At 44.2% G+C, this 21,713-nt stretch carries 22 protein-coding genes and 1 riboswitch; of the genes, 6 read left to right on the forward strand and 16 right to left on the reverse strand.

Annotation, left to right across the window (positions count from 1 at the left end):
* Positions 1-68 precede the first annotated feature (68 nt).
* Positions 69-179, reverse strand: a riboswitch (TPP riboswitch).
* Between the two features lie 259 nt (positions 180-438).
* The 7 genes from rnfB to A3KS_RS0106250 all read right to left on the reverse strand — a co-directional run bounded on the left by rnfB (position 439) and on the right by A3KS_RS0106250 (position 5,846).
* Positions 439-1,251 (reverse strand): RnfABCDGE type electron transport complex subunit B, encoded by an 813-nt coding sequence (gene rnfB, locus A3KS_RS0106220; RefSeq protein ID WP_026394184.1) that lies wholly within the window; start codon positions 1,249-1,251, stop codon positions 439-441.
* A gap of 13 nt (positions 1,252-1,264) precedes the next feature.
* Positions 1,265-1,843, reverse strand: a complete 579-nt coding sequence (locus A3KS_RS0106225; protein WP_035355470.1) for an electron transport complex protein RnfA — start codon at positions 1,841-1,843, stop codon at positions 1,265-1,267.
* On the reverse strand, positions 1,843-2,466 hold the full coding sequence (gene rsxE / locus A3KS_RS0106230; RefSeq protein WP_026394186.1) for an electron transport complex subunit RsxE: 624 nt from the start codon (positions 2,464-2,466) through the stop codon (positions 1,843-1,845). Before rsxE ends, A3KS_RS0106225 begins: the two co-directional genes overlap by 1 nt.
* Before the next feature lies 1 nt (position 2,467).
* Positions 2,468-3,034 (reverse strand): RnfABCDGE type electron transport complex subunit G, encoded by a 567-nt coding sequence (locus tag A3KS_RS0106235; RefSeq protein WP_026394187.1) that lies wholly within the window; start codon positions 3,032-3,034, stop codon positions 2,468-2,470.
* Positions 3,031-4,029 carry an RnfABCDGE type electron transport complex subunit D gene (locus A3KS_RS0106240; protein ID WP_026394188.1) on the reverse strand — a complete coding sequence of 333 codons (999 nt, stop codon included), beginning with the start codon at positions 4,027-4,029 and terminating at the stop codon, positions 3,031-3,033. The genes A3KS_RS0106235 and A3KS_RS0106240 overlap by 4 nt, the downstream gene beginning before the upstream one ends.
* A gap of 5 nt (positions 4,030-4,034) precedes the next feature.
* Entirely contained in the window at positions 4,035-5,363 is a 1,329-nt protein-coding gene (gene rsxC, locus A3KS_RS0106245) for an electron transport complex subunit RsxC (RefSeq protein ID WP_026394189.1), read from the reverse strand.
* A 66-nt stretch (positions 5,364-5,429) separates the two neighbouring features.
* Positions 5,430-5,846: a SoxR reducing system RseC family protein gene (locus A3KS_RS0106250; protein ID WP_026394190.1), complete on the reverse strand. Its 417-nt coding sequence runs from the start codon at positions 5,844-5,846 to the stop codon at positions 5,430-5,432.
* 738 nt (positions 5,847-6,584) lie between these two features.
* Between A3KS_RS0106250 and A3KS_RS0106255 the strand changes: the two genes are divergently transcribed.
* Both A3KS_RS0106255 and A3KS_RS0106260 read left to right on the forward strand, forming a co-directional pair.
* Positions 6,585-7,256, forward strand: a complete 672-nt coding sequence (locus A3KS_RS0106255) for a cytochrome c biogenesis CcdA family protein (RefSeq protein WP_026394191.1) — start codon at positions 6,585-6,587, stop codon at positions 7,254-7,256.
* Between the two features lie 10 nt (positions 7,257-7,266).
* Positions 7,267-7,839, forward strand: a complete 573-nt coding sequence (locus tag A3KS_RS0106260; RefSeq protein ID WP_026394192.1) for a TlpA family protein disulfide reductase — start codon at positions 7,267-7,269, stop codon at positions 7,837-7,839.
* Between the two features lie 26 nt (positions 7,840-7,865).
* On the opposite strand, the gene A3KS_RS0106265 is transcribed toward A3KS_RS0106260, so the two are convergent.
* Positions 7,866-9,083 (reverse strand): GNAT family N-acetyltransferase, encoded by a 1,218-nt coding sequence (locus A3KS_RS0106265; RefSeq protein ID WP_026394193.1) that lies wholly within the window; start codon positions 9,081-9,083, stop codon positions 7,866-7,868.
* Between the two features lie 111 nt (positions 9,084-9,194).
* Between A3KS_RS0106265 and A3KS_RS0106270 the strand changes: the two genes are divergently transcribed.
* Entirely contained in the window at positions 9,195-9,869 is a 675-nt protein-coding gene (locus A3KS_RS0106270; RefSeq protein WP_026394194.1) for a Crp/Fnr family transcriptional regulator, read from the forward strand.
* A 246-nt stretch (positions 9,870-10,115) separates the two neighbouring features.
* Here the strand turns inward: A3KS_RS0106270 and trxA are convergent, their stop codons facing one another.
* From trxA to A3KS_RS0106305, 7 genes are all read right to left on the reverse strand, one after another.
* Entirely contained in the window at positions 10,116-10,427 is a 312-nt protein-coding gene (trxA, locus tag A3KS_RS0106275) for a thioredoxin (protein ID WP_026394195.1), read from the reverse strand.
* 122 nt (positions 10,428-10,549) lie between these two features.
* The gene (locus tag A3KS_RS0106280; RefSeq protein WP_026394196.1) at positions 10,550-10,969 is read right to left on the reverse strand and encodes a YjdF family protein; all 420 of its coding nucleotides are present in this window, start codon (positions 10,967-10,969) and stop codon (positions 10,550-10,552) included.
* A gap of 212 nt (positions 10,970-11,181) precedes the next feature.
* On the reverse strand, positions 11,182-12,948 hold the full coding sequence (locus A3KS_RS0106285) for an ABC transporter ATP-binding protein (RefSeq protein WP_026394197.1): 1,767 nt from the start codon (positions 12,946-12,948) through the stop codon (positions 11,182-11,184).
* A 1-nt stretch (position 12,949) separates the two neighbouring features.
* A complete protein-coding gene (locus tag A3KS_RS0106290; protein WP_026394198.1) occupies positions 12,950-14,671 on the reverse strand; it encodes an ABC transporter ATP-binding protein in 1,722 nt (573 codons plus the stop codon).
* Positions 14,672-14,825: 154 nt separating this feature from the next.
* Complete coding sequence (locus tag A3KS_RS20290) at positions 14,826-15,323, reverse strand: methylated-DNA--[protein]-cysteine S-methyltransferase (protein ID WP_051355697.1); 498 nt, start codon at positions 15,321-15,323, stop codon at positions 14,826-14,828.
* A 100-nt stretch (positions 15,324-15,423) separates the two neighbouring features.
* Positions 15,424-16,407 carry a linear amide C-N hydrolase gene (locus tag A3KS_RS0106300; RefSeq protein ID WP_026394199.1) on the reverse strand — a complete coding sequence of 328 codons (984 nt, stop codon included), beginning with the start codon at positions 16,405-16,407 and terminating at the stop codon, positions 15,424-15,426.
* Positions 16,408-16,522: 115 nt separating this feature from the next.
* Complete coding sequence (locus A3KS_RS0106305) at positions 16,523-17,875, reverse strand: sodium-dependent transporter (protein ID WP_026394200.1); 1,353 nt, start codon at positions 17,873-17,875, stop codon at positions 16,523-16,525.
* Between the two features lie 415 nt (positions 17,876-18,290).
* Here A3KS_RS0106305 and A3KS_RS0106310 point away from each other — a divergent pair, with 415 nt between their 5' ends.
* The 3 genes from A3KS_RS0106310 (at position 18,291) to A3KS_RS0106320 (ending at position 20,240) form a co-directional block, all read left to right on the forward strand.
* Positions 18,291-18,551 (forward strand): type II toxin-antitoxin system Phd/YefM family antitoxin, encoded by a 261-nt coding sequence (locus A3KS_RS0106310; RefSeq protein WP_026394201.1) that lies wholly within the window; start codon positions 18,291-18,293, stop codon positions 18,549-18,551.
* Positions 18,541-18,861 (forward strand): type II toxin-antitoxin system RelE/ParE family toxin, encoded by a 321-nt coding sequence (locus A3KS_RS24265; RefSeq protein WP_026394202.1) that lies wholly within the window; start codon positions 18,541-18,543, stop codon positions 18,859-18,861. Before A3KS_RS0106310 ends, A3KS_RS24265 begins: the two co-directional genes overlap by 11 nt.
* A 170-nt stretch (positions 18,862-19,031) precedes the next feature.
* Positions 19,032-20,240, forward strand: coding sequence for an ATP-binding protein (locus tag A3KS_RS0106320; RefSeq protein ID WP_026394203.1), 1,209 nt, complete (start codon positions 19,032-19,034; stop codon positions 20,238-20,240).
* 163 nt (positions 20,241-20,403) lie between these two features.
* Here the strand turns inward: A3KS_RS0106320 and A3KS_RS0106325 are convergent, their stop codons facing one another.
* Entirely contained in the window at positions 20,404-21,675 is a 1,272-nt protein-coding gene (locus tag A3KS_RS0106325; RefSeq protein ID WP_026394204.1) for an ATP-binding protein, read from the reverse strand.
* Positions 21,676-21,713: the final 38 nt, after the last annotated feature.

Raw genomic sequence — 21,713 nt, forward strand, 5'->3', positions numbered from 1 at the left:
AAATCCGTATACTGCATATTTCTGCATTATGCCAATTTTTTATACAAAAAAACTGTGCACGAATGCACAGTAGATTGACATGGGTTTCCTACGCCGGCATTATCCGTATCAGGTGCATGGGTCGAAGCAGCGATTTACTTCCTCTCAGCCTATATGCATAAGCTCCCCAACTCTTTAATTGTGATAAAGATTATCATACCGTCTGATTTTTGTCAACGGTGTTATGGACTGAAATGCCTTATTGAATTGGCCCCGGTGCAATCTTAATTTAACTTAAACTTAACCTCTTTCAAAGTTTCGCTAAAGGTTCAGGGCCTAAGATAAAGACAAGAGATAAACATCTCCTCTTTTTCTTTTCATTCCTAATATAAAAAAACAGCGCGGTCATCCGGACCGGCTGTTTTTTTTTATGCTTGCGTTAGGTTAAAGATTAAAATTTCACACTGTTCTTAAATCATAGATCGCTCCAGTCGGACACTTTTCCAGACAGGTTGGCTTCGCGCATTTTTCCATGCATATTTTCGGATCAACCACCGCCAGATTGTTTTCAATCGTGATGGCGTCAAACAAACAGCTTTTACTACACAATCCGCAACCCAGACAATCCACCGAACACAGTTTACGGGCAACGACGCCCTTGTCCCGGGAATTACAGAGCACCGCCACCGGGGTACCAATGGGGGTCATATGAATAATCGCCTTGGGGCAAACGGTGGCACACTTACCGCAACCGGTACATTTTTTTTCATCCACCAACGGCAGATGATCCTCGCCCATGACCATCGCCCCAAAGGGACAGCTATGGACACAGGTTCCAAAACCAACGCAACCATATTCACAGCCCTTAGGCCCACCCTGAATCAGGCTGGCAGCAATACAATCTTCCACGCCAGCGTAATTATATTTCTTAATCGCATGGGTAATGGTATTTTTACACCGCACCTGGGCAATTCGTGGTTCAATTTCCGGCGCCGATTTTCCAGTTAACTCGGCCACCAGATCAGCCACCGGTTTTTTCCCGGGGATACATAAATTAGGGGCTACCTCCGGGTTTAAGACCACGGCCTCGGCATAGGCAAGACAACCGGCATAACCGCAGCTGCCACACTGCCCCTTAGGCAGAATATCATCGACAATGTGAATCAGCGGATTCACCTCAATTGAGAATTTTTTGTCGGCAAATGCCAGAATCAGACCAAATACCAACCCGATTACGGTCATCACAACGACAACCATTATTGCTGTTTCCATCTCTGTCACTCCTCTACAATGTTATCATGCCTGAAAAACCAGTGAAGGCCAGGGCCAGCATCCCTGCTAAGATAAAAGCGATGCCTAGTCCTTCCAACGGTTTGGGGACATCGGCCAGGCGCAGTTTTTCTCGCAGACTGGCCATTAAAATAATCGCCAGGGCAAAACCCAGACCGGAACCCACCGCATAAACCACACTTTTTAAGAACGAAAAGCTGGATTCCGCATTCAGCAACGGTACCGCCAGAACAACACAGTTGGTGGCAATCAGCAGCAGATAAATGCCCCACATGTTATAAAGGGCCGGGGCCTGTTTTTTGATAATCATTTCCAGCAACTGAACAAAGCTGGCAATTAACAAGACAAACACTGCCGTTGTCATAAAGGTCAGATTCAACGGGACCAAGACAAAATTGTAAACCACCCAGGCCAGCATTGAACTCAGGGTCATCACCGAAGTAACCGCCATCCCCATGCCAATCGACGCATTCAGGTTTTTTGACACCCCAAAAAAGATGCATAGTCCCAGGAATTTTGTTAAGACGAAATTGTTAACAATCACCGCACTGATAAATAAAGTAAAATATTCCATTATGCATCACCCTTTTTTGCTTCCACTTTTTCCATATATTCGGTCAGCATTTTAAAGCCGCCAACCAGATAGCCGATTAAGATAAAACCGCCGGCTGGCAAGATCATAATTAACGCCGGATCATACCAGTCGCCAATAACCGGGATCCCGAAAATCGATCCGGCTCCCAGCAATTCCCGAATACAGCCAATCAGCAACAACGCCAGGGTAAAGCCGGTCCCCATTCCCAGGCCATCGAAAAATGAGGGTATCACGGAGTTCTTAGACGCAAACACCTCGGCCCGAGCGAGAATAATGGCGAACACCACAATTAACGCCAGGTAGATTCCCAGTGCCTTGTAAAGCTCCGGCGCAAAAGCCTGGAGCAACAGCTGCACCAGGGTTACGATGGTGGCAATCGAGGTAATATAAACCGGCACCCGGACCTTGGGGTTGACCAGTTTCCGGGTCAGTGAGACCACCACATTATTGGCGGTTATCACAAACATCACTGAAAGCCCCATTGTTAAGGCGGTAATCGCCGAGGCGGTAACTGCCAGCGCCGGACACAGACTGAGTGCCAGTACAAAAATAGGGTTTTCCACAATCACGCCTTTTTTAAAGATATCCCATAAATTCTTCATCTTAGTTCTGTGCCTCCAAATATTCCATAACCGCTGTTTCGGCTGCCTTCACCCCGGCCGTAACGGCTCGCGACGAAATGGTGGCCCCGGTGATGGCCTGGATATTCTCCGTATTGGCCGGATCTTTAGTCACGACCATGGCCTCCGCCGTTTTACCGTGGAATTGCTCTTTAAACTCATCTTTAGCCACGCTGTCGCCAAGCCCCGGGGTTTCATTGGCCGACAAGATTTGATAGTCAATTTCCTGACCCTCTGGCGATATCGCCACCAGCATTTTGATGGTGCCACCATAACCCTTGGTGTCCTCCGGGATGACATAGGCGATCACTGCACCGTTTTTGTTGGCAATAAACCAGTCAGTTTTTCCCTCTACCGGGATAAATTTGTCCGAATCAGCCACCAGCTCCTGCATCATTTCAGTTTTGGTATTTTCAGCATTCTGCCGGGTAATCGGAGCGGTGAAAAAATAGGTCACGGCAATAATCGACCCAGAGATAAAACAGGCGATGGCCAAATTGATGGCAATCTGAAAAATGGAATAGTGCTTAGTTCCGTGTTCTTCTGTCATTTTGCTTCCCCCCTCAGACCAAATCGGACTGGCTGAACAAATCGGTCAATCAATGGTGTGATACTGTTCATCAATAAAATCGAATAGCAAACCCCTTCCGGATAGCCGCCCTTTAAGCGAATCAGGACTGTGAGAATCCCCGCCCCTAAAGCAAAAATCACCTGACCTTTAATGGTAATCGGAATGGTGACCATATCGGTGGCCATAAAAAAGGCGCCAATGATCAGTCCCCCGGCCATCATATGAAAAAGCGGATCGCCGGTAAAGAGTCCGGCCGGACCAAAGACCCAGGTCAGGATCCCCACCGTGCCAACCATCACCACCGGCACCTGCCAGTTAATATATTTTTTATAGATTAAAAAACACCCGCCCAGCAGCAGCAATACCGTCGATGTTTCACCGATGCTCCCGTTTCTGGTGCCCAGGAATAAGGCCTGATACATGTCCGGGGCGGAACCAAAAGTTTCGATCAGTTTTTGATAACCCTGCTGTTTTAGAATATTAAGGGGCGTCGCTGTTGACACCACATCCACCCCAGTGGTCATTTTACTCCACGTTGTCATCGCCACCGGCCAGGATATCATTAAGGCCGCCCGCCCGATATGGGCCGGATTAAAAATATTAAAGCCTAAGCCGCCCATGGCGTGTTTAGCGATGACAATAGCAATAAATGAACCCACGGCCGGCATATAAAAGGGAATTGTCGGCGGCAGACACATCGCCAGCAGCAGTCCGGTTAAACATGCGCTGCCGTCACGAATGGTAATGGCTTTTTTTCTGATTTTCTGGGTCAGGTATTCAAATAAAACCGCCGAGCCCATTCCAATTAACAGTACCATCAGAACCCGATAACCAAAATTAAAGGCGCCAAATAAGGCCGCCGGCGTCAGAGCGATGATCACCGTCCACATTATTTTGGAAATGGATTCGTTATCACGAATATGGGGTGACATCGAAACATTAAATATTTTGTCATTCATTGTTGTATCAACCATGATGCTTAACCTCGATTCTCTTTCAATTTTGCAGCCGCATTCTGGGCTTTGCTAAATTTAACATATTGGACAATGTTGCGCTTGGCTGGACAGGCAAATACACAGCTGCCACATTCGGCGCAATCGAAAAGCCCGTAATCTTCCCGGGCCTCTTCATAAAGCCCCCGCTCGCTTAAAATGCTGAGCATACTCGGGTTTAAACCCATCGGACAAGCGTTGACACATCGCCCACAACGAATACATGAGGCTTCCTTACCCGTATTGGCTTCCCCTTTTGCAATCGCCAGAATGCCGGATACGCCCTTAATAATGGGAATATCAATATTCGGTTCGGCCATCCCCATCATCGGTCCGCCCATGATTATTTTTTCCGGGCGGGTTAAAAATCCGTCACAAAAATCAATGGCTTCGCGAAAAGAAGTACCGATACGCACCCTGATGTTTTTCGGCGCTTTGATACTGCCACCACTAACCGTCGTTACCCGCTGGATCAACGGAATGCCCCGGGTTACGGCATCACAGATGGCCGCCACGGTACCGACATTCTGAACCACCACGCCCACATCCATGGGCAGTCCGCCGGAAGGAATAATTCTTCCCGAAACAGCATTAATCAGCATTTTTTCAGCCCCCTGGGGATATTTTGTCGGCAGTGCCACCACATCTACCGGCAAACCCGCAAAGGCGGTGGTCATTTCTTCGATCGCATCTTTTTTATTATCTTCAATTCCTATCAGACATTTTTCGACCCCCAAAACTTTCATGGCAATTCTTACCCCGGCGACAATCCGGGGACCTTCTTCCAGCATCATCCGATGATCGGCCGTTAAATAGGGTTCGCATTCGGCGGCATTCAGCACCAGGAGATCGACATGCTTGTCTTTTTGAACGGTTGATTTAACATGGGTTGGAAACGTGGCGCCCCCCATCCCGACGATTCCAGCATCACTGATTATTTTCAGTAATTGTGCGGCTTCCAGCTCTTCCCAATTACGCGTCAACGGGAGCCCTTCCAGCCATTCGTCTTTGCCATCACTGCTGATGACAACGGCCTCGCATTTGCCAAAGATGGGATGGGGATGACTACCCACATCGATAACCTGTCCGGATATGGATGCATGAACATTGCTCGAGACAAAGCCATCCGCTTCACCAATTACCTGACCTTTTTTGACCAGATCACCCTTTTTGACGATCGGGATACTGGCGGCGCCAATATGCTGTCTCATCGGAATCACCGCAACCTCGGGTAACGGCGCTGTTTCGATTGGTTTTCCCGCAGTATAGAATTTACTGTCTTTGGGATGAACCCCACCACGAAATGATTTAATCATTTGTATACCTCTTTTTTCCTTTGTTAATTTAATTAAGTTATTGTTGATTTGTTAGGCCCGGCCTAACTAATTCAGGATTTTGGTGATCACCGGTAGTAGCTGATCATTTTTCTTCACCGCCCGATCATAGCGTTTCATATAGACTACTGCGATGGCAAAGAACAATATTCCACCACCGATCTGACCGGCCAGAACATGTTGTCCCAGATTATTCCCCAGGATGCCACCGCTGATGGCTCCCACCATTAACGCCAGCAGTGGCAGGATGTAAACCACAAAAGCTGCCATCAACATGTTCGCTTCCTGGATTTCGAAAGCTACCCGTTGACCAACTTTGGCACGAATCGGGTTTTGAACCGCAACAACCATGGCGTTATCGCCTGGGCAAACCCCACAATTTTCGCAATCACCATGACGGCTGGCCTTGACTTTTGCCTTATTTTCGCTGGTTTCGATGACAATTCCGGTCTCTTCTCTGCGCATTTCGTTTCACTCCCACATTCTACTCGATTTATTATGTATGTCCGCCAGTTCATTGCATTTACTTCTCTCAATCAGCAATTAAATTTAACTTTATATTGTTGTTCCGGTCAGGGCATCGGCCTTTTTTGTCAACTTTCTTCTTATTAGATAAGGCGTTCTTATTTTGTCTTTTTGGGGGCCTCAAATCGAACTTAATTATACATTCAAAAAATTGAATTACAAGAGGAAATATGGAATTTATCCGAGGTTGTGTTTCACCCTTTCACACCGCTATACCAGAGTAATAATTCACCCTTTCTTGACGACTTTACGAAAATTCATTAAAACGTTTACTTAAAGTTAAAAGCCGAACCAGATTTTCTTAGCTCAGGTTTTTTGGCTTATTTCTGAGATAGTATAAATATTAACAATCGATAATCTCAACCGCTCTTTAGCATTGCAACTTAGCGAATTTTTACCCTCAAAGTTTAACCAGGTTAACTGAATAGAAAAATTTCACGTAGCTTTCCAGCCTTTTAATCAAACTTCGCTACTTATTTAACAATGTTTAGTATAAAATTCAATAATTAGACCCTTTTTTTACCAAAGCTCTCTTTCATTCTTAAGCTTCCATTGTCATAATATAATTACTGTGATCTGATCACGGACTTAAAAATGAGCTTTTGTTACAATAAAAAAAACCTTAATTGATTTATTTTATTAAGGTTGCTCTGATCCTGATCCTAAAAAGGAGGCTGTATGGATTATTTTATCGCATTTCTGGAAGGCATTATCACCTTTATCTCACCCTGTCTCTTACCGATGCTGCCCATTTATATCTCCTATTTTGCCGGTCAAACCCCGGGTGACAATAATCGTACCGTTATCATTAATGCCCTGGGCTTTGTTCTCGGCTTTACAGTGATCTTTGTTTTGCTTGGCGCCTTTGCCGGCAGTATCGGCAGCATCTTGATGGCGTACAGTACCATTGTCAATGTGATCGGCGGCATTATTATCATCATTTTTGGCTTGAATTTTATGGATGTGCTGAATATCCCTTTTCTTAATACCAACCGTCAGATGAACCTCGATCATTCGCATTCCGGTTTCTTTTCGGCATTGCTTTTTGGCATCGTCTTTTCCATCGGCTGGACACCCTGTGTTGGCGCTTTTCTGGGCTCGGCCCTGATGATGGCGGCCTCCAGCGGTGATACGCTCAAGGGTATTTTGATGCTGTTATCATTTTCCCTTGGCCTGGGCATTCCCTTTGTGGTTTCGGCCATTTTAATTGATCGGATGAAATCCACCTTTGATTTTATCAAGCGGAATTATCTGATCATCAATCGGATCTCCGGGGGGCTGCTGGTTGTCATCGGTCTGCTGATGGCCACCGGACTGTTGGGCTATTTTCTATCACTTTTAACTTTTTAAGGAGTATCTCATGACTAAACAATTTAAAACTATTCTCGCTATCGTCGTCTTTGTGGCCTTTCTGGCCATCATTTATTGGGGCTACAGTACCTTGTCGCAAAGCTTTAATCCGCAAGCTCCGGCCACAAATAGTAGCGACTCAGCGTCTACTGAAGAACTCCAGACGGCTCCCGATTTCACCGTCTTTGATCAAGATGGTAAGCCGGTCAAGCTGTCTGATTTTGCCGGGAAACCGGTGGTCCTGAACTTCTGGGCCTCCTGGTGTCCCCCCTGTAAAAGCGAAATGCCCCATTTCAACACCGTCTATCAGGATCAAAAAGATGAGGTTGTCTTTCTGATGATTGATCAGACTGATGGGCAACGGGAAACAAAAGAAAAGGGCCTGCAATACGTCACCGCTCAGGGCTTCGACTTCCCCGTTTATTTTGATACCGAACTGGAAGCCAGCACCGCCTATGGCATTTCATCGATTCCCACCACCTTGTTTATTAACCCCGCGGGTAAAATTGTCAACGGCTATCGTGGCGCTATTGATGAAGCCACCCTGCGGTCCGGCATCGCAGCAATCAAAAAAAACGATTGATAATCACATCAATCGTTTTTTTGTGCTTAAATATAATCCGAGAAATAAATTTTCTCATTGGCGATGACACTCTCCAGAATGGCAACCGTTTTTTTGCTGGCCTCCAGCCGTTCGATTTGCTGGAGGTAGGTGGGCCGCTTATAACCAAGTAGCATACAGGTTAAAATCCCGATTTCCAGTTTGACCCGGTTTTCTGAAGGTTCATCAACTAAAACTGGGGCCTGACCGGGACTGAACTTGACCGTGAAACTGCGATTATTCCACTCCAGCACGGTGTCAACAATGTCAAAGGTCACCGACTCATTGATTTCGGTGTTGGAAAAGTGATACTGTTTGAAGAACCCTTCAAAATCGACAATCCGCGCCATAATATAGGGACGGATGGTTTCTTTCATATCGCTGTCGCCGAACAGAAACGATACCGTATGGTTATTGTAATTATTGCCAACCACCTCATTGATCATCGACTCATGGGCCGCGATATAACCCCATAACCCTTTTCGGGCTTCCTGATTCAGATAGACCATTTCTTTGACATGAAAGACATCATTTTCGATCAGATAAACCAGATAGCCCCGGGGCTGATCATCTTCGCCATAATAAATGGCGGTCGTGACATCCTCGACATCCCAGCGCCAATATTCCTCCCAGACCAGCTCATTGCGAACCAGACAACCGTGGGTTTGTCTGGCAAAAGTGTCGTGAAGGGCGATGAGATCAGGACTGTTTTCCTTGACCCGTTTCACCCGTCCCGGCACGTCAATGTCCCGGGGCAGCTGATTGTCCCGGATATGGAAGGTCATCTTATCTGAGACGACCTCCCAGCCCTTGTGACGATAGAGTGGGTGTGAATAGGGGAATAAAAATGAAATGCACTGGTTTCGTCCGTACATCGTTTCCAGGCTTTTTTTCATCAGCCCGGACATCAAACCCAGGCCCATATATTCCGGATAGGTAGCCACCCCGGTAATATAACCCATCTCATAGATACTGCCACTGATATTGACCTGCAGCGGGTAAACAGCGATCTGGGCCGCCAGCCGCTCATCCTCAAACCAGCCGATGACCTCAGCTTTTTCCAGAATCGGAAATTTTGACCGCTTAATCTCATCGTGTTTCCATCCCACTTTTAACAGTTGTTCATCAGTCACCTGAAAGGCATACCTCAAAATATCATTAAACTGGGTTAAGTCCTTGGCTTCCAGCCGCCTTAGTTCCAGATCTTTTCTTATCTCTTTATTCATAGAACGCTCCTTGCCTTGATACTTTATAGTACCACTTTATACCCTAATTTTTAAAGTAGAATCAAAATAATTATGCTATACTATTACCCAAACTATAGACGAGGTATTAAAATGTTAAAAGAAGCCGATCTTACCTTTATCGAAACAGTCCTGACCTTTTGGGATCACTTAAATCCCCATCAGAAAACCATGCTTTTAGAAAACGCCATGCCGGTAAAATATAAACGCGGTGAAAACATTCATCGCGGTGAAAACGACTGTGTCGGCGTGTTGCTGATTAAAAGCGGCGAATTGCGCACCTATATTTTATCCGAAGACGGCCGGGATATCACCCTTTATCGACTGGGAACCGATGAAATCTGCATCTTATCCGCTTCCTGTATCCTGGAAAATATTACCTTTGATGTTCATATTGATGCCGAAAAAGATTGTGAGGTGCTCCTGATCAAGTCCTCTGTCTTCCAGCAAATCTGCACCGAAAACATCTATGCCGAAAATTTTTCTTATAAATCAATGATCGATCGTTTTTCGGACGTGATGTGGGCGATGCAGCAGATTCTCTTTATGAGTTTCGATAAACGGCTGACAATCTTCCTGCTGGACGAGGTTGCCCATACCGGTTCCAACACCATTGTGATGACCCATGAACAAATTGCCAAATACGTCGGTTCCGCCCGGGAAGTAGTATCCCGGATGCTGAAATACTTCGAAAACGAAGGCTATGTCAACCTGTCCCGGGGGAAAATTGAAGTGATCGACAAGGTGCAATTGAAAGAAATAATATAAGGGCCCAACTGGTTAACACGATGCGCCGACCAAAAAATTTAAAAGAGCAACCAATTTCTCAGTTGCTCTCAGACTGTCAAAAAAAGATAACCCAGTACCGACAATTGTTACATCATGTTGTACGCATCGGAGCGGACATGGCATAGCCTGTCAGATTCCGCAGCGAACAACAGATTAACAATTGGTCGGTACGGTAGTTTATCACCAACCTCAGAGCAACCAATTTCTCGGTTGCTCTTTTTGAGGCTATTCAGCTACTAAATCTAAAATATCTGCTTTTGATTTTGCACCCACGGCTTTTTTCACGACGACACCGCCCTTGACTACTGCCAGTGTCGGAATACTCATGACCTTAAATTCAGCGGCCAGTTCCTGTTGCTCATCGACGTTTATTTTTCCGACCTTTAAGGTGAACACCTCATCAGCTATTTCATCGATGATCGGCGATACCATTTTACAGGGGCCACACCAGGGTGCCCAAAAATCCAATAATACCGGTTTATCCGAATTGATGACTTCCTGTTGAAAATTATCTTTGGTGATTGTTACTGCGCTCATATCTTTAATCTCCTTAATCGTTAATTTGTATATCTTTATTATAACCATTTTAGATTAATACTCCGTAACCTGATCACAGAATTTCAAATTTCTTAAAGTAATTTAATTACGCCACCCCTTGATTAATGCCCCCGATGTTTCTGCTTTTTCTTTTCCTGCCGCAGTTCAAATTGCTGTTGTTTTTCTGCTTCTGTTTTCTGCCGGTTAAAGGCTTTTCGGATTATCTTTTTGTTTTCCTGTTCTTCTTTTAAAGCTTGCTGCGCCTTGGTGCCAATGCTTTTTTCAGTCATTTGCCGATGAATATCCCGTTGCATCCGTTTGGGATTGATCCGCTTTTCCGGCGCTTTTTCATCCGCGATTGACTGGCTGAATTGGAGCCGGTTATAATGCTTAAGCAGAAAATCATAGATTTCCCCATCCTTGGGTTCCGAGCCGAAGGTTACCTTGGCCACTTTCAGCATGTCGCCATCGGCGCTTTCAAAAACACCAACCCAAAAGGGGTCGTCAAAAAAAACTGTCAATTTGGCTGTTACTTTGTCCATATTCAATTCCTCCTAGAAAATAGTGACAAAGAACGGACAACCTTAGGAGGCAGGTTACTGACGGTATCAACCGCGTCTGGACTACCAACCAGAACTGTGTTTTTATCTTTGGGTATTATTATAACATGTTAATAACCGCTATCAATATGATTTTTTAACTTCTTCACCCTTGGATTTTGAATCTCAAAGTAAAGTTGATCATGCTTTTCTCATCACTCAAACTGCGCCTGATACATCTGCCAATAGCTTCCACCGTTTTCCATCAGTTCTTCATGGGTTCCCTGTTCCACTATATCGCCCCGCTCCACCACCAGAATCAGATCGGCATTCTGAATCGTGGACAGCCGGTGGGCGATGACAAAACAGGTTTTATCCTTCATCAGCTGACGCATGGCCGCCTGGATCTTTTTCTCGGTGCGGGTGTCGACGTTGGATGTGGCCTCATCAAGGATCAGCATTTTGGCATCCAGCAGCATTGCCCGGGCAATCGTTAAGAGCTGCTTCTGTCCTTTGGAAATATTAGTGTCCTCACCTTTTAAGACAGTTTCATAGCCATGGGGAAGATGCTCAATAAAGGAATGAATGCGCGCTGCTTTGGCCGCCTGCACTACCTCTTCCATGGTAACATTTTCTCTGCCGTAGGTCAGGTTCTCATAAACACTGCCATGAAAAATCCAGGTGTCCTGCAGCACCATCGCGAATGATTTTCTCAGGCTGTCCCGGGTCAGCTCCTGAACCTCATTGCCATCGACATAAATATTCCCGGCTTCGGTGTCGTAAAAGCGCATCAGCAGATTGATGATCGTGGTTTTTCCGGCTCCGGTCGGGCCGACGATGGCAATCAGCTTGCCCGCTTCAGCCTTTAGACTGAGGTTTTTGATAATCATCTGATTGGCATCATAGCTGAAGCGGACATTTTCCAGCACGATATCGCCATTCACATTAGTCAGCTCCGTCATCTTTTCAGTGTCCCTGGCCTCAGACAGTTCATTTAGTAAGGCAAAGACCCGCTCAGCTGCCGCCAGCGACGATTGCAGATCGTTCATGATATTGGCCATTTCATTAATCGGCCCCGAGAACTTGCGGGAGTACAGCACAAAGGAAGAAATCTGCCCGATCGACATCGCTCCGGCCAAATATAATAGCGCCCCAAAGACACTGATGCAGGCCAATGACAGGTTGTTGATAAAATTAATGGTCGGAAAAATCATACTGCCATAGTATTCAGCATTATAGTAGGCATCGACCGCTTCTTTATTCTTGATGTTGAATTTTGCAATTGTATGCTCTTCCTGGTCATAGACTTTCAAGGTCTTCTGGCCCGACACCATTTCCTCCACAAAACCATTAAGCTCCCCCAATTTTCGCGAGCGCCGGCTAAATAGCGGGCGGGTCTTTTTAACCAGGTAACGGGACATAAAGATCGATGCCGGTACCGTAAAAGCAAAAATAAGCACCAGTTTGGGCGAGATCGCCAACATCATCAAAAACGAGCCCAGGACAGTGATCACCGCTGAGGATACCTGAATCAGGTCACTGGAAATTGAACTGTTGACGGTATCAATGTCATAGGTAATCCGGCTGATGACATCACCGGTCTGGTGGACATCAAAATAACCCACCGGCAGATCCAGGAGCTTATTGAAGACATCCTTACGCATCGCGTAGGTAACCTGACGGCTGACCCGAATCATCAGTACTTCCAGAACATAGGTCAGTCCGGCTGAGCCGATATAAAAGACGACCATCCAGCCGGCGTAATAAAAGACCTGACTGAAATTGACCTGGCCGGTTCCCAGTTCGATCGCATCAATGGCATAGCCGGAAAGCAGCGGCCCCACCAGGGCCAGCAGATTGCTCCCGATGGTCAAGGCAATAGCGGCAAACAACCGCCATTTATAGCGCATCAGGTAGCCGCCCAACTGGATCAGGGTACCTTTGCGATTTTGCGGTTTCTCAAATTTTTGTGATCGTCTCATCTCAGGATACCCCCATCTGGGAATGACTGATTTCCCGATAAACTTCACAGCTCTTCATCAGATGCTTATGCTTGCCCAAGCCGATGATCGCACCGTTTTCCAGCACCAGAATATGATCGGCATGGCGGATCGAACTGACCCGCTGAGCGACGATAATAATGGTGGTGTCGTCAAAGTTCGCTTTAATCGCTTTACGAAAGGCCGCATCGGTTTGATAGTCCAGCGCACTGGATGAATCATCCAGCACCAGTATTTCCGGACGTGAAGCCAGCGCCCGGGCAATCAGGATCCGTTGTTTCTGACCACCGCTGAGGTTGGCCCCTTTGATGGTCAGTTGCTCCGCCGATTTAGCGGATTTTTCATCCACAAATTCGGTGGCGCCAGCACAGTCAATCGCCGCGATAATGGCCTCTTTCGGCAGATTTCTGCCCAGATCAATATTTTCCTCGATGGTGGCTTCAAAAATCATGTCATTCTGAAAGGCCACCCCGAATTTTTTATGCAATTCCCGGGGATCCATCGATCTGACGTCATGGCCAGCAATGGTGATGGTCCCCTCGTCGACATCATAGAGCCGCATCAGCAGGTTTAACAGGGTCGTTTTCCCGGCACCGGTTTCGCCGATAATTCCCAGCGTTTCTCCTTTTGCCAGCGCAAAAGAAATGTTGGTCAGATTGGGTTCTTTTTTGTCATACGAAAAGGTGACATTCCTAAATTCCACAAAAGCACCCTTTTTAGTAGTGTCACTATCTTCAGCTACTTCCTGAATTGCCAATGCATCCGCACTATCCAGCGCCTGGACGATCCGATCGGCCGAAGCCGTCGCCTTTGGCCACATCTCAAATAATTTGGAAATGGCTACCACAGCATGAAGAATAATCGTGAAATAAGTCATAAAAGCGAGGATGATGCCCACTTCTGAGGTGCCGTTATTGACGCCATAGGCCCCCATTACCACAACCCCAACCAAACCCATATTCAGACAGACATTCATTGTTGGTGAAATCACCGCCACCGTCATCCGGGCTTTTTTCTCGCGGTTTACGACATCGGTATTAATCGCATCAAACCGTTTTTTCTCATAGTCTGTTTTGGACAAGGCTTTAATGACCCGGATACCATTGATATCCTCTCTGACGAGCCGAACAAAACTGTCAAAGGTCTGTTGCAGACCCGCAAAAAGCGGCATGCTTTTTCTCGAAACCAGGGTGATCAGCACTGCCATGATCGGCATAATCCCAATCAACACCGTTGCCAGCATCGGATCCAGAGTCATGGTAATAATAATGCCGCCAACCAGCATAATCGGTGCCCGAACCCCCAATCTTTGGATGCGGATGATCATCTGGTGAATAATGTAGGTGTCAGAGGTTAACCGCGAAATCACCGACGGTTTGGTCAGGGTATCCATCTGGTGATTGGAAAAATACATCACCCTGGCAAACAGATCATGGCGGATCACCTCCGTGGCATCACTGGCCACCCGGGCCGCCATCCGGTTGGCAATAATATTAAAGACCATCCCGATGATGGCGCAACCCACCATCACGCCGCCCCAATAGAAAATTAGCAACGGTTCATTTAACGGAATCACCTGATCAATAATAGTGGCCAGAATTGAGGGAATAATCAAATCCATGATCGAACCAGTGAATTTAAAGAATACCCCAAAGGCCATCCGGCCATAAAATGGTTTCAAATATTCGGTAATGATCCGTTTCATCTACTACGCCCTCCTCTCTCGTTTTGTAATTAAAGCTCGAATTAACTCACACTGCTATCATTTTAACCGTTTTATTATTTTTGTTCACTATTTTTTTAGTTGAATTGAAGTTTTTTGATGACACAAATAATTTGAACCACAAAAAAACAACCCCTTATTCAGAGATTGCTTCTTGAATCACGATCACTGCTGGTCCGATTTTTTCCAGCTCCAACAGCTTTCTTTTAAGCTCCAGCCCGCCACCATACCCGACTAAACTGCCGTTAGCCCCAATCACCCGGTGACAGGGAATGATGATGGATATGGGGTTCTTGTTGTTGGCGCCTCCCACAGCTCGGCAAGCTTTTTCATTGCCAATGGCACGGGCAATATCCTTGTAGCTGCAAACCGCTCCGTAGGGAATCTCCTGAAGGGCTTTCCAGACTTTTTGCTGAAAGTCAGTACCTTCCGGTTGGAGCGGTAAATCGAAACTTTGTCGGGTCCCGGCGAAATATTCCCGAAGCTCCTGAACCGCCTTTTTAAGTAGCGGTGTTTCCACACAATTCACTTCTTCCGGTAGTCGCTCGCTAAAAATCAGCCGGGTAATGGCGCTGCCATTCTCGGTCAGAACAATTTTCCCCAATGGGGTTTGATAACAAAAGCCATTATCCATCTTTTCTTCCTTTTTCTATAACAACATGCTTAAAACACAGACTATCATCGTACCATCGTTCCCATGTAATTCTGATGCTTTTGCCCAACTGATTTTCTTTTCAGTTCAATTGATGGTATTGCTGTTTCTGGATAATATCCCAGATCTTTGGTTCTGAGGCTTCAAAATCTTCATTAAATAGACAAGCCCGGGCGATCTGGTTATTATCATAGGTCTTATAGTAATAGGTGCCACTATTACAAACCATACAGGCGGTATATTGGGTAAAATCAATTCCTTCGTCGGTGATAACGCTCCCTTTGGGTATGTCAACCGATGCTAAAATATGAAAAGCGGCGTTAATGCATTCTTCTTCAGTTTCGATGGGATTAATAGCTTCTCTTCCAAACAATGCCCGCAAAAACCGGGAAGGTGGTGTATAATCTCCAGGCAAGCCAAATGTTCCTGAACCCCCGCCAAAAGGACTGAATGTCATGCCGTTTAATTGAATTGGACCGGTTTTATTTGGCGAAACACCAATATAATTGCGAATGTTGGTTAAGTGCCAATTGAAGTCAGGGCTGTTCGTCATTACCCCCAGGGGATTTTCATGGATAACAATACCGTCTTTCATCGGTTCAATGACCAGCGTATTCCCGGTTTTATCGGTAATAATCCAGTGTAGAGGAGTAATCACATTCATCATCTTAAGGGGTGTACTGACAATATTTAACCGCGGGATCGCCGCCTTCACTTCTTCAAGGGTTGCGAAATTAGCCATCAGCCAACCGACAATTTCGTGGGGAGCCAGATTAATGTGATCTGGGATGATCGCATCGCTATACTCAGCATAGCCCGGAAAATATAAACTGGCGCAGGCCAGTCCCGCTTCATTCAGGCCATCGGCAAAAAGATAGGTGCCCAGATTTCGACCGATTCCCATCATTGCATATTTAACCGGTCTAGCCGTTTGATCCACCTCTGACACCAACGGTAACTTCCTTGGCAGGAAGATCAGCTCGGGGTCTAATAAAAAAGCAAAATCCATGGTTCTGGCAAGCGTATTAATCTGATTTGTGGTCATTAGGGTGAGGCTCGTACACATTAAGAATTACCTTCTTTCTACTTTTTAATTATTATATCTGCTTTTGTAACAATAGTAAATGCTATAAAAAAACTGAATCGAGAAAAAATCTTAACGCTTCCGGTGTTGCTTCGTATCAATAGTTAATCACACCCAGTGCCTCTAAAATTGAACTTATGAGGATCCCAATAATACATAGAGGGGCAATATATTTAATCATAATGATAAAGAGTTTTTCTCGTTTAAAGGGTGATGACCGTTTGACCTCCTCGGTTATTAGCTTAGTTTCCAGAACATGACCAACAAGGATGCAGGTGAAAAAGGCTCCTACTGGCATCAAAATAGAGTTCGTGATGAAATCGAAGAAATCCAGAAAAGTGAACCCAAAAATGTGTACATTACTCCATATCCCCTGCCCCAATGAAGATGGTATCCCCACTAGAATTGCCAGCACCGCGATAATGAGCACCCCTTTTTTTCGTTCCCACTTAAACTGATCACAAGCGGTTGCCACCACAGCTTCCATCAGCGAAATAGACGATGTCAGCGCGGCAAATAGAACCAGCAAAAAAAAGGCCCCGCCCATTACGTTTCCAAACGCCATCGTTTCAAACACCTTGGGTAGGGTGACAAACATCAAACCTGGTCCCTTGTTAAGCGCTGTAGGATCACCGCCGGAAAAGGCAAAAACTGCCGGGATAATCATAAATCCTGCTAATATGGCAATACCGGCATCAAACAGTTCGATTTGCTTGACTGAAGCCTCCAAATCATCTTTTTTACTGAGATAAGAACCATAGGTTACCATGATTCCCATGGCCAGGGATAGAGAGTAAAACATCTGACCCATAGCGGCCAAAACTGCCTGAAAGCTAAAATTCGCCAAATCCGGGTATAGGAAATACCAAACTCCGGCCATGGCACCAGGCTGCATTATCGAATAAATCGACAGAAAAACCGACATTACAATCAGTATTGGCATTAATATTTTACTGGCTTTCTCAATCCCATCCTTGACCCCCCTGATCACCACAAAAGTGGTGGCCAGCACAAAAATTGACTGCCATAAAATCGGTTCTATGGGTTGGGCGATATAGCCCGAAAAATAATCTGCCCCAGCTGTCGTCATGCCGCCACCGGTCGCAAACACAGCAAAATACTTGATCACCCAGCCCCCGATAACACTGTAATAGGGCAGAATCAGAAATGCAACCAATGAGGCAATAATGCCCACAAAGCTGAAGCGTTTATCTAAAGCCCGGTAAGCACCCACAGGGCTAAGCTGGGTTTTTCGACCGATCGCCAATTCTGCCGTCATAATTGCAAACCCCAGGGTTACCACAAAAATAAGGTAGATTACCAGAAAGAGACCGCCACCATATTTTGCCGCCAAATAGGGAAACCGCCAGATGTTCCCCAGACCCACTGCCGAGCCGGCAGCTGCCAGCACAAAACCTATTTTACTTGAAAACTCACTTCGTTTATCCACAAAATTCCTCCAACCGTTTCTATTACAAAATTTTTTTGAGTGTTACTCACACTAGTTTTGTCCGCGACTCCCATACAAATTCACACCTTTACTATTTTAACCGTTTTTATATTTTTTGCCACTACTATTTTAAAAAATCAAAAGCCTATAAAAAAACCGTTCAAAAACTGTTGAAATTGATACTTTGGAATTAACCCGTCTGATATTGGAAGGGCAAAATAAACGTTTGAAAGATTGAAACCACAAAAGCAGGATCTGTCTTTTAAACGTCTCGAAAAAGCTTTTCAATCGGCTATGGGGATACACACAATTAAAAGAAAGAGAGTCGCACCGCCACCCTCTATTTCCTAACCTCCTATTGATATAATGGGCGAATAATGGTATAATTAGGTCGTAATTTAAGGAGGTAGCTATTATGCCAAAAATTATTCCAATTAAGGATTTGAAAAACACATCACAAATCTCAGAAATGTGTCATGTTGCTGAAGAACCAATTTATATTACCAAAAACGGTTATGGCGATATGGTAATCATGAGTGTTGAAATGTACGAAATTACAATGAAAAGATTAAACATGTATCGTCAACTGGAATTATCTGAAAACCAGATTGATACGGGTAAAACAAGGGATGCAAGGGAATCTCTTGATAATCTAAAGAAAAAATATGCAATATAACCTCATTATAACGGAAAGTGCCGCGGAATTACTTGATCATATTGTAAATTATCTGGTTAATCAATTAAAAAATCCACAGGCAGCTGGAAATTTACTAGCAGAAATCGAGCACGTTTATGATAATTTGGAATGTAATCCAAAAATGTATGCATATTCCGATGATCATCTTATGAAGTCCAGGGGATATCGAAAGGCACTTGTACCGCACTACAATTATATCATCATTTTCCGTATCGAAGAAGAAACCCATACCATATATATCATGGGATATTTTCACGAATTAGAATTATACAAAAATAAGACCAGCTAATAAGATAGTCGCACCGTATTAACTAATAAGTTTATAAGTTAACGTCAGGCACCGGCTTAATAAGTTAGTGGCAGGCACCAACACCCAAACAAGTATTTCGACTATAGTCGAAATACTTGTTTGTTTTTTTATTTTTTTCTGGTATAATCAATATTATGAGGTGATTAATTATGAAAAAAAGAGATCTTTATTTAACGCAACTCGTTCAGTTTAAAAATAAACCGCTGATAAAAGTTGTTACTGGTATACGCCGTTGCGGTAAATCAACTTTGCTTTCATTATTCGAGGAGCACTTACGTAACAGCGGTGTTCGTGATGATCATATTATCCGGATGAACTTTGAAGCCTTTGAATTCGATAAGATTACAACATATGTTCACTTATACAACTATATCAAAAACAGAATGACAATCCCAAATCAAAAATACTACATTATTCTTGATGAAGTACAGCAGGTTGAGTCCTGGGAAAAGGCCATCAACTCATTTCTAGTGGATTCTACTGTTGATATTTACATCACCGGTTCCAATGCATATCTTTTGTCCTCAGAGTTATCTACCCTCCTCTCCGGCCGATATGTAGAAATAAAAATGCTGCCGTTGTCCTTTAAAGAGTATCTAGATTTTACTGATTTCGAAAAAGGCAACAATTTGGAGAAAATTTTTAAAGATTACTTAGAATTTGGCGGTCTCCCTACCGTTGTTGAGCTAAAAGACCATCCCGATACGATCGCCCCATTTTTAAGTGGCATTTACAATACGGTGATTATGAAGGATGTTGTCCAGAGAAATCATGTCAGAGACGCCGCTTTGCTTGAAAGCGTCTTAAAATTTATTGCAGCCAATATTGGAAGTATCGTATCGACTAAAAAAATTAGCGACTACCTGACCAGCAGCGGAAGAAAAACAACCAGTGACACCATTGATAACTATCTGAAAATGCTTGAAAATGCTTTTATTATTTACCGGGCAAACCGCTATGATCTGAAAGGCAAACTGTTTCTCAAGACCCTTGAAAAATATTATATGGTTGATATCGGCCTTCGCAATCAGCTGACAGGTCTCAGAAACACCGATTACGGACATGTACTCGAAAACATCATCTATTTAGAATTACTGCGACGCGGTTACACCGTTGCGATTGGAAAAATCGGAACACTTGAAGTGGATTTCGTGGCAACAAAGCCAAACGTAAAAATATACTACCAGGTTTCTGCAAGCATTTTGGATGAAGAAACACGGAAACGCGAACTAAGACCGCTCCAATCAATCACTGATCATTATCCAAAAATAATCCTTACCATGGACAACACGCTTTATTCAGATTTTGAAGGCATAACGATCATCAATATCCTTGAATTTTTACTGAATGATGAATAAATTGCAAATTCCAAGCGCAGTGAGAGAAGTGGCACCGCTATTACTATTCTACTATTACTACTATTGACAACCGCACGCATTTGCATTACAGTGTATTACACAAATAAAGTTTATAAGTTGGTGTCAGGTGCCAACACCTTAGGTGCCAACACCTTTAAAGGCTTTACTTCAGCTTGTAAGTTACTGATCTTCCACTGCCCTCTTTTGTAATTAACTGCCTGGTGGTCAATTTATTCAAGACCCTAATGGTTTTTGTCTTATCAAATCCGGTTTTTAAATCGATTGCTTTTCTTGTCAATTCTCCCGCTTCTTTTAAAACACCATAAACAATCCCTTCATCTTCAGGCAAATCCAGTTTATCAATTTTGATGACCGGTAATACGATTCGAATTCTATTTTCACTCACATCAAAAAGAGGTTTTGTCATGCTATGAAGATATTCCTCATTTATTCTTGCGATTCCTGTCCCAAATTTTTCAATAATATTTAAGCGATCAAAAACTCCAGCAATAATAGGATTTCTCAAAACTGAGATATTCCCGTATAAGTATTCCTCTTTAGAAACACCTGCCGGCAGACCTCCAGGCGAGTTGATTTCGATTTGATCCTCATACATCGCTATTTGAATAAACGAGTTAATGTCCCATAAACGATGAACGATGGCGTTTGCCAGGGATTCTCGAAACGCCTCTTTGGGAATCCGTTCTTTTTTCGTTCTGTTATAACCATCAATTTCTTCAAATATATAATACTGTTCAAAAAGTTCGATTGCCATATCAAATTGGGTTAACAACGATCGATTGGTGATGGTTTTTCTGAATTGGATCTGACTGATGTCTTTACCGAATTTCACAATATCAATCCCCGAAAAACCGATTTCATTATGATCCGCCAATAATTCTCCGGCAAGGTTGTAATAACCATCCTTGTTATATAAATTAAGGGTTTTTAGAATATCCAAGTTTATTTTTTCGATACCTGCTGCTTCTTGTAACCACCATTCCAACACGGCAAATGACAACTCCTGAGAAGAAGCTTTTCTATCCTCGTCATTCAGATTGATACCTTCCATCGCTAGTCGTCTAAGTTCAAACCGATCAACTTCAATGGTAGCAGTATCCGCACGTTTATAAGCTTTCCCTTTACAATAGTAAGGTGTATCCTTCCCTTTTTTAACCGCTAAGCGAATAACCTTTAGATCTCCGATTGCTTCAACGCTAATTTCAAAATTCGGAACTGGAACAAGCGAATCGTTAATCATGTTTTCAATTCTTAAAGATTCCTCCGTTGCAAGATTTTTCATCCCCAAAAGTTGTCCATCATCATCGATCCCAAATAATATTTCACCATCGTTATAATTAGCGTAGGCACTGACCGTCTTTAGAAACGTTCTTGATATTTCTTCTTTAAATTCCAAATTATAGCTTTCTTTCATTTTCACTGGTAAGCCTCCCTGTTCTCTATAGGATAATT

The organism is Acetobacterium malicum subsp. dehalogenans DSM 11527 (genome assembly GCF_000472665.1).
Lineage (GTDB): Bacteria > Bacillota > Clostridia > Eubacteriales > Eubacteriaceae > Acetobacterium > Acetobacterium malicum.

Excerpts from the sequence above, each read along its gene's own strand:
- trxA (WP_026394195.1), bottom strand. The coding sequence starts at position 10,427 with ATGAGCGCAGTAACAATCACCAAAGATAATTTTCAACAGGAAGTCATC.
- A3KS_RS0106240 (WP_026394188.1), bottom strand. The coding sequence starts at position 4,029 with ATGGTTGATACAACAATGAATGACAAAATATTTAATGTTTCGATGTCA.
- A3KS_RS0106225 (WP_035355470.1), bottom strand. The coding sequence starts at position 1,843 with ATGGAATATTTTACTTTATTTATCAGTGCGGTGATTGTTAACAATTTC.
- A3KS_RS0106270 (WP_026394194.1), top strand. The coding sequence starts at position 9,195 with ATGTTAAAAGAAGCCGATCTTACCTTTATCGAAACAGTCCTGACCTTT.
- rnfB (WP_026394184.1), bottom strand. The coding sequence starts at position 1,251 with ATGGAAACAGCAATAATGGTTGTCGTTGTGATGACCGTAATCGGGTTG.
- A3KS_RS0106250 (WP_026394190.1), bottom strand. The coding sequence starts at position 5,846 with ATGCGCAGAGAAGAGACCGGAATTGTCATCGAAACCAGCGAAAATAAG.
- A3KS_RS0106255 (WP_026394191.1), top strand. The coding sequence starts at position 6,585 with ATGGATTATTTTATCGCATTTCTGGAAGGCATTATCACCTTTATCTCA.
- A3KS_RS20290 (WP_051355697.1), bottom strand. The coding sequence starts at position 15,323 with ATGGATAATGGCTTTTGTTATCAAACCCCATTGGGGAAAATTGTTCTG.
- A3KS_RS0106290 (WP_026394198.1), bottom strand. The coding sequence starts at position 14,671 with ATGAAACGGATCATTACCGAATATTTGAAACCATTTTATGGCCGGATG.
- A3KS_RS0106260 (WP_026394192.1), top strand. The coding sequence starts at position 7,267 with ATGACTAAACAATTTAAAACTATTCTCGCTATCGTCGTCTTTGTGGCC.
- rsxC (WP_026394189.1), bottom strand. The coding sequence starts at position 5,363 with ATGATTAAATCATTTCGTGGTGGGGTTCATCCCAAAGACAGTAAATTC.
- A3KS_RS0106310 (WP_026394201.1), top strand. The coding sequence starts at position 18,291 with ATGCCAAAAATTATTCCAATTAAGGATTTGAAAAACACATCACAAATC.
- A3KS_RS0106265 (WP_026394193.1), bottom strand. The coding sequence starts at position 9,083 with ATGAATAAAGAGATAAGAAAAGATCTGGAACTAAGGCGGCTGGAAGCC.
- rsxE (WP_026394186.1), bottom strand. The coding sequence starts at position 2,466 with ATGAAGAATTTATGGGATATCTTTAAAAAAGGCGTGATTGTGGAAAAC.
- A3KS_RS0106235 (WP_026394187.1), bottom strand. The coding sequence starts at position 3,034 with ATGACAGAAGAACACGGAACTAAGCACTATTCCATTTTTCAGATTGCC.
- A3KS_RS0106285 (WP_026394197.1), bottom strand. The coding sequence starts at position 12,948 with ATGAGACGATCACAAAAATTTGAGAAACCGCAAAATCGCAAAGGTACC.
- A3KS_RS24265 (WP_026394202.1), top strand. The coding sequence starts at position 18,541 with ATGCAATATAACCTCATTATAACGGAAAGTGCCGCGGAATTACTTGAT.
- A3KS_RS0106300 (WP_026394199.1), bottom strand. The coding sequence starts at position 16,407 with ATGTGTACGAGCCTCACCCTAATGACCACAAATCAGATTAATACGCTT.
- A3KS_RS0106320 (WP_026394203.1), top strand. The coding sequence starts at position 19,032 with ATGAAAAAAAGAGATCTTTATTTAACGCAACTCGTTCAGTTTAAAAAT.
- A3KS_RS0106280 (WP_026394196.1), bottom strand. The coding sequence starts at position 10,969 with ATGGACAAAGTAACAGCCAAATTGACAGTTTTTTTTGACGACCCCTTT.
- A3KS_RS0106325 (WP_026394204.1), bottom strand. The coding sequence starts at position 21,675 with ATGAAAGAAAGCTATAATTTGGAATTTAAAGAAGAAATATCAAGAACG.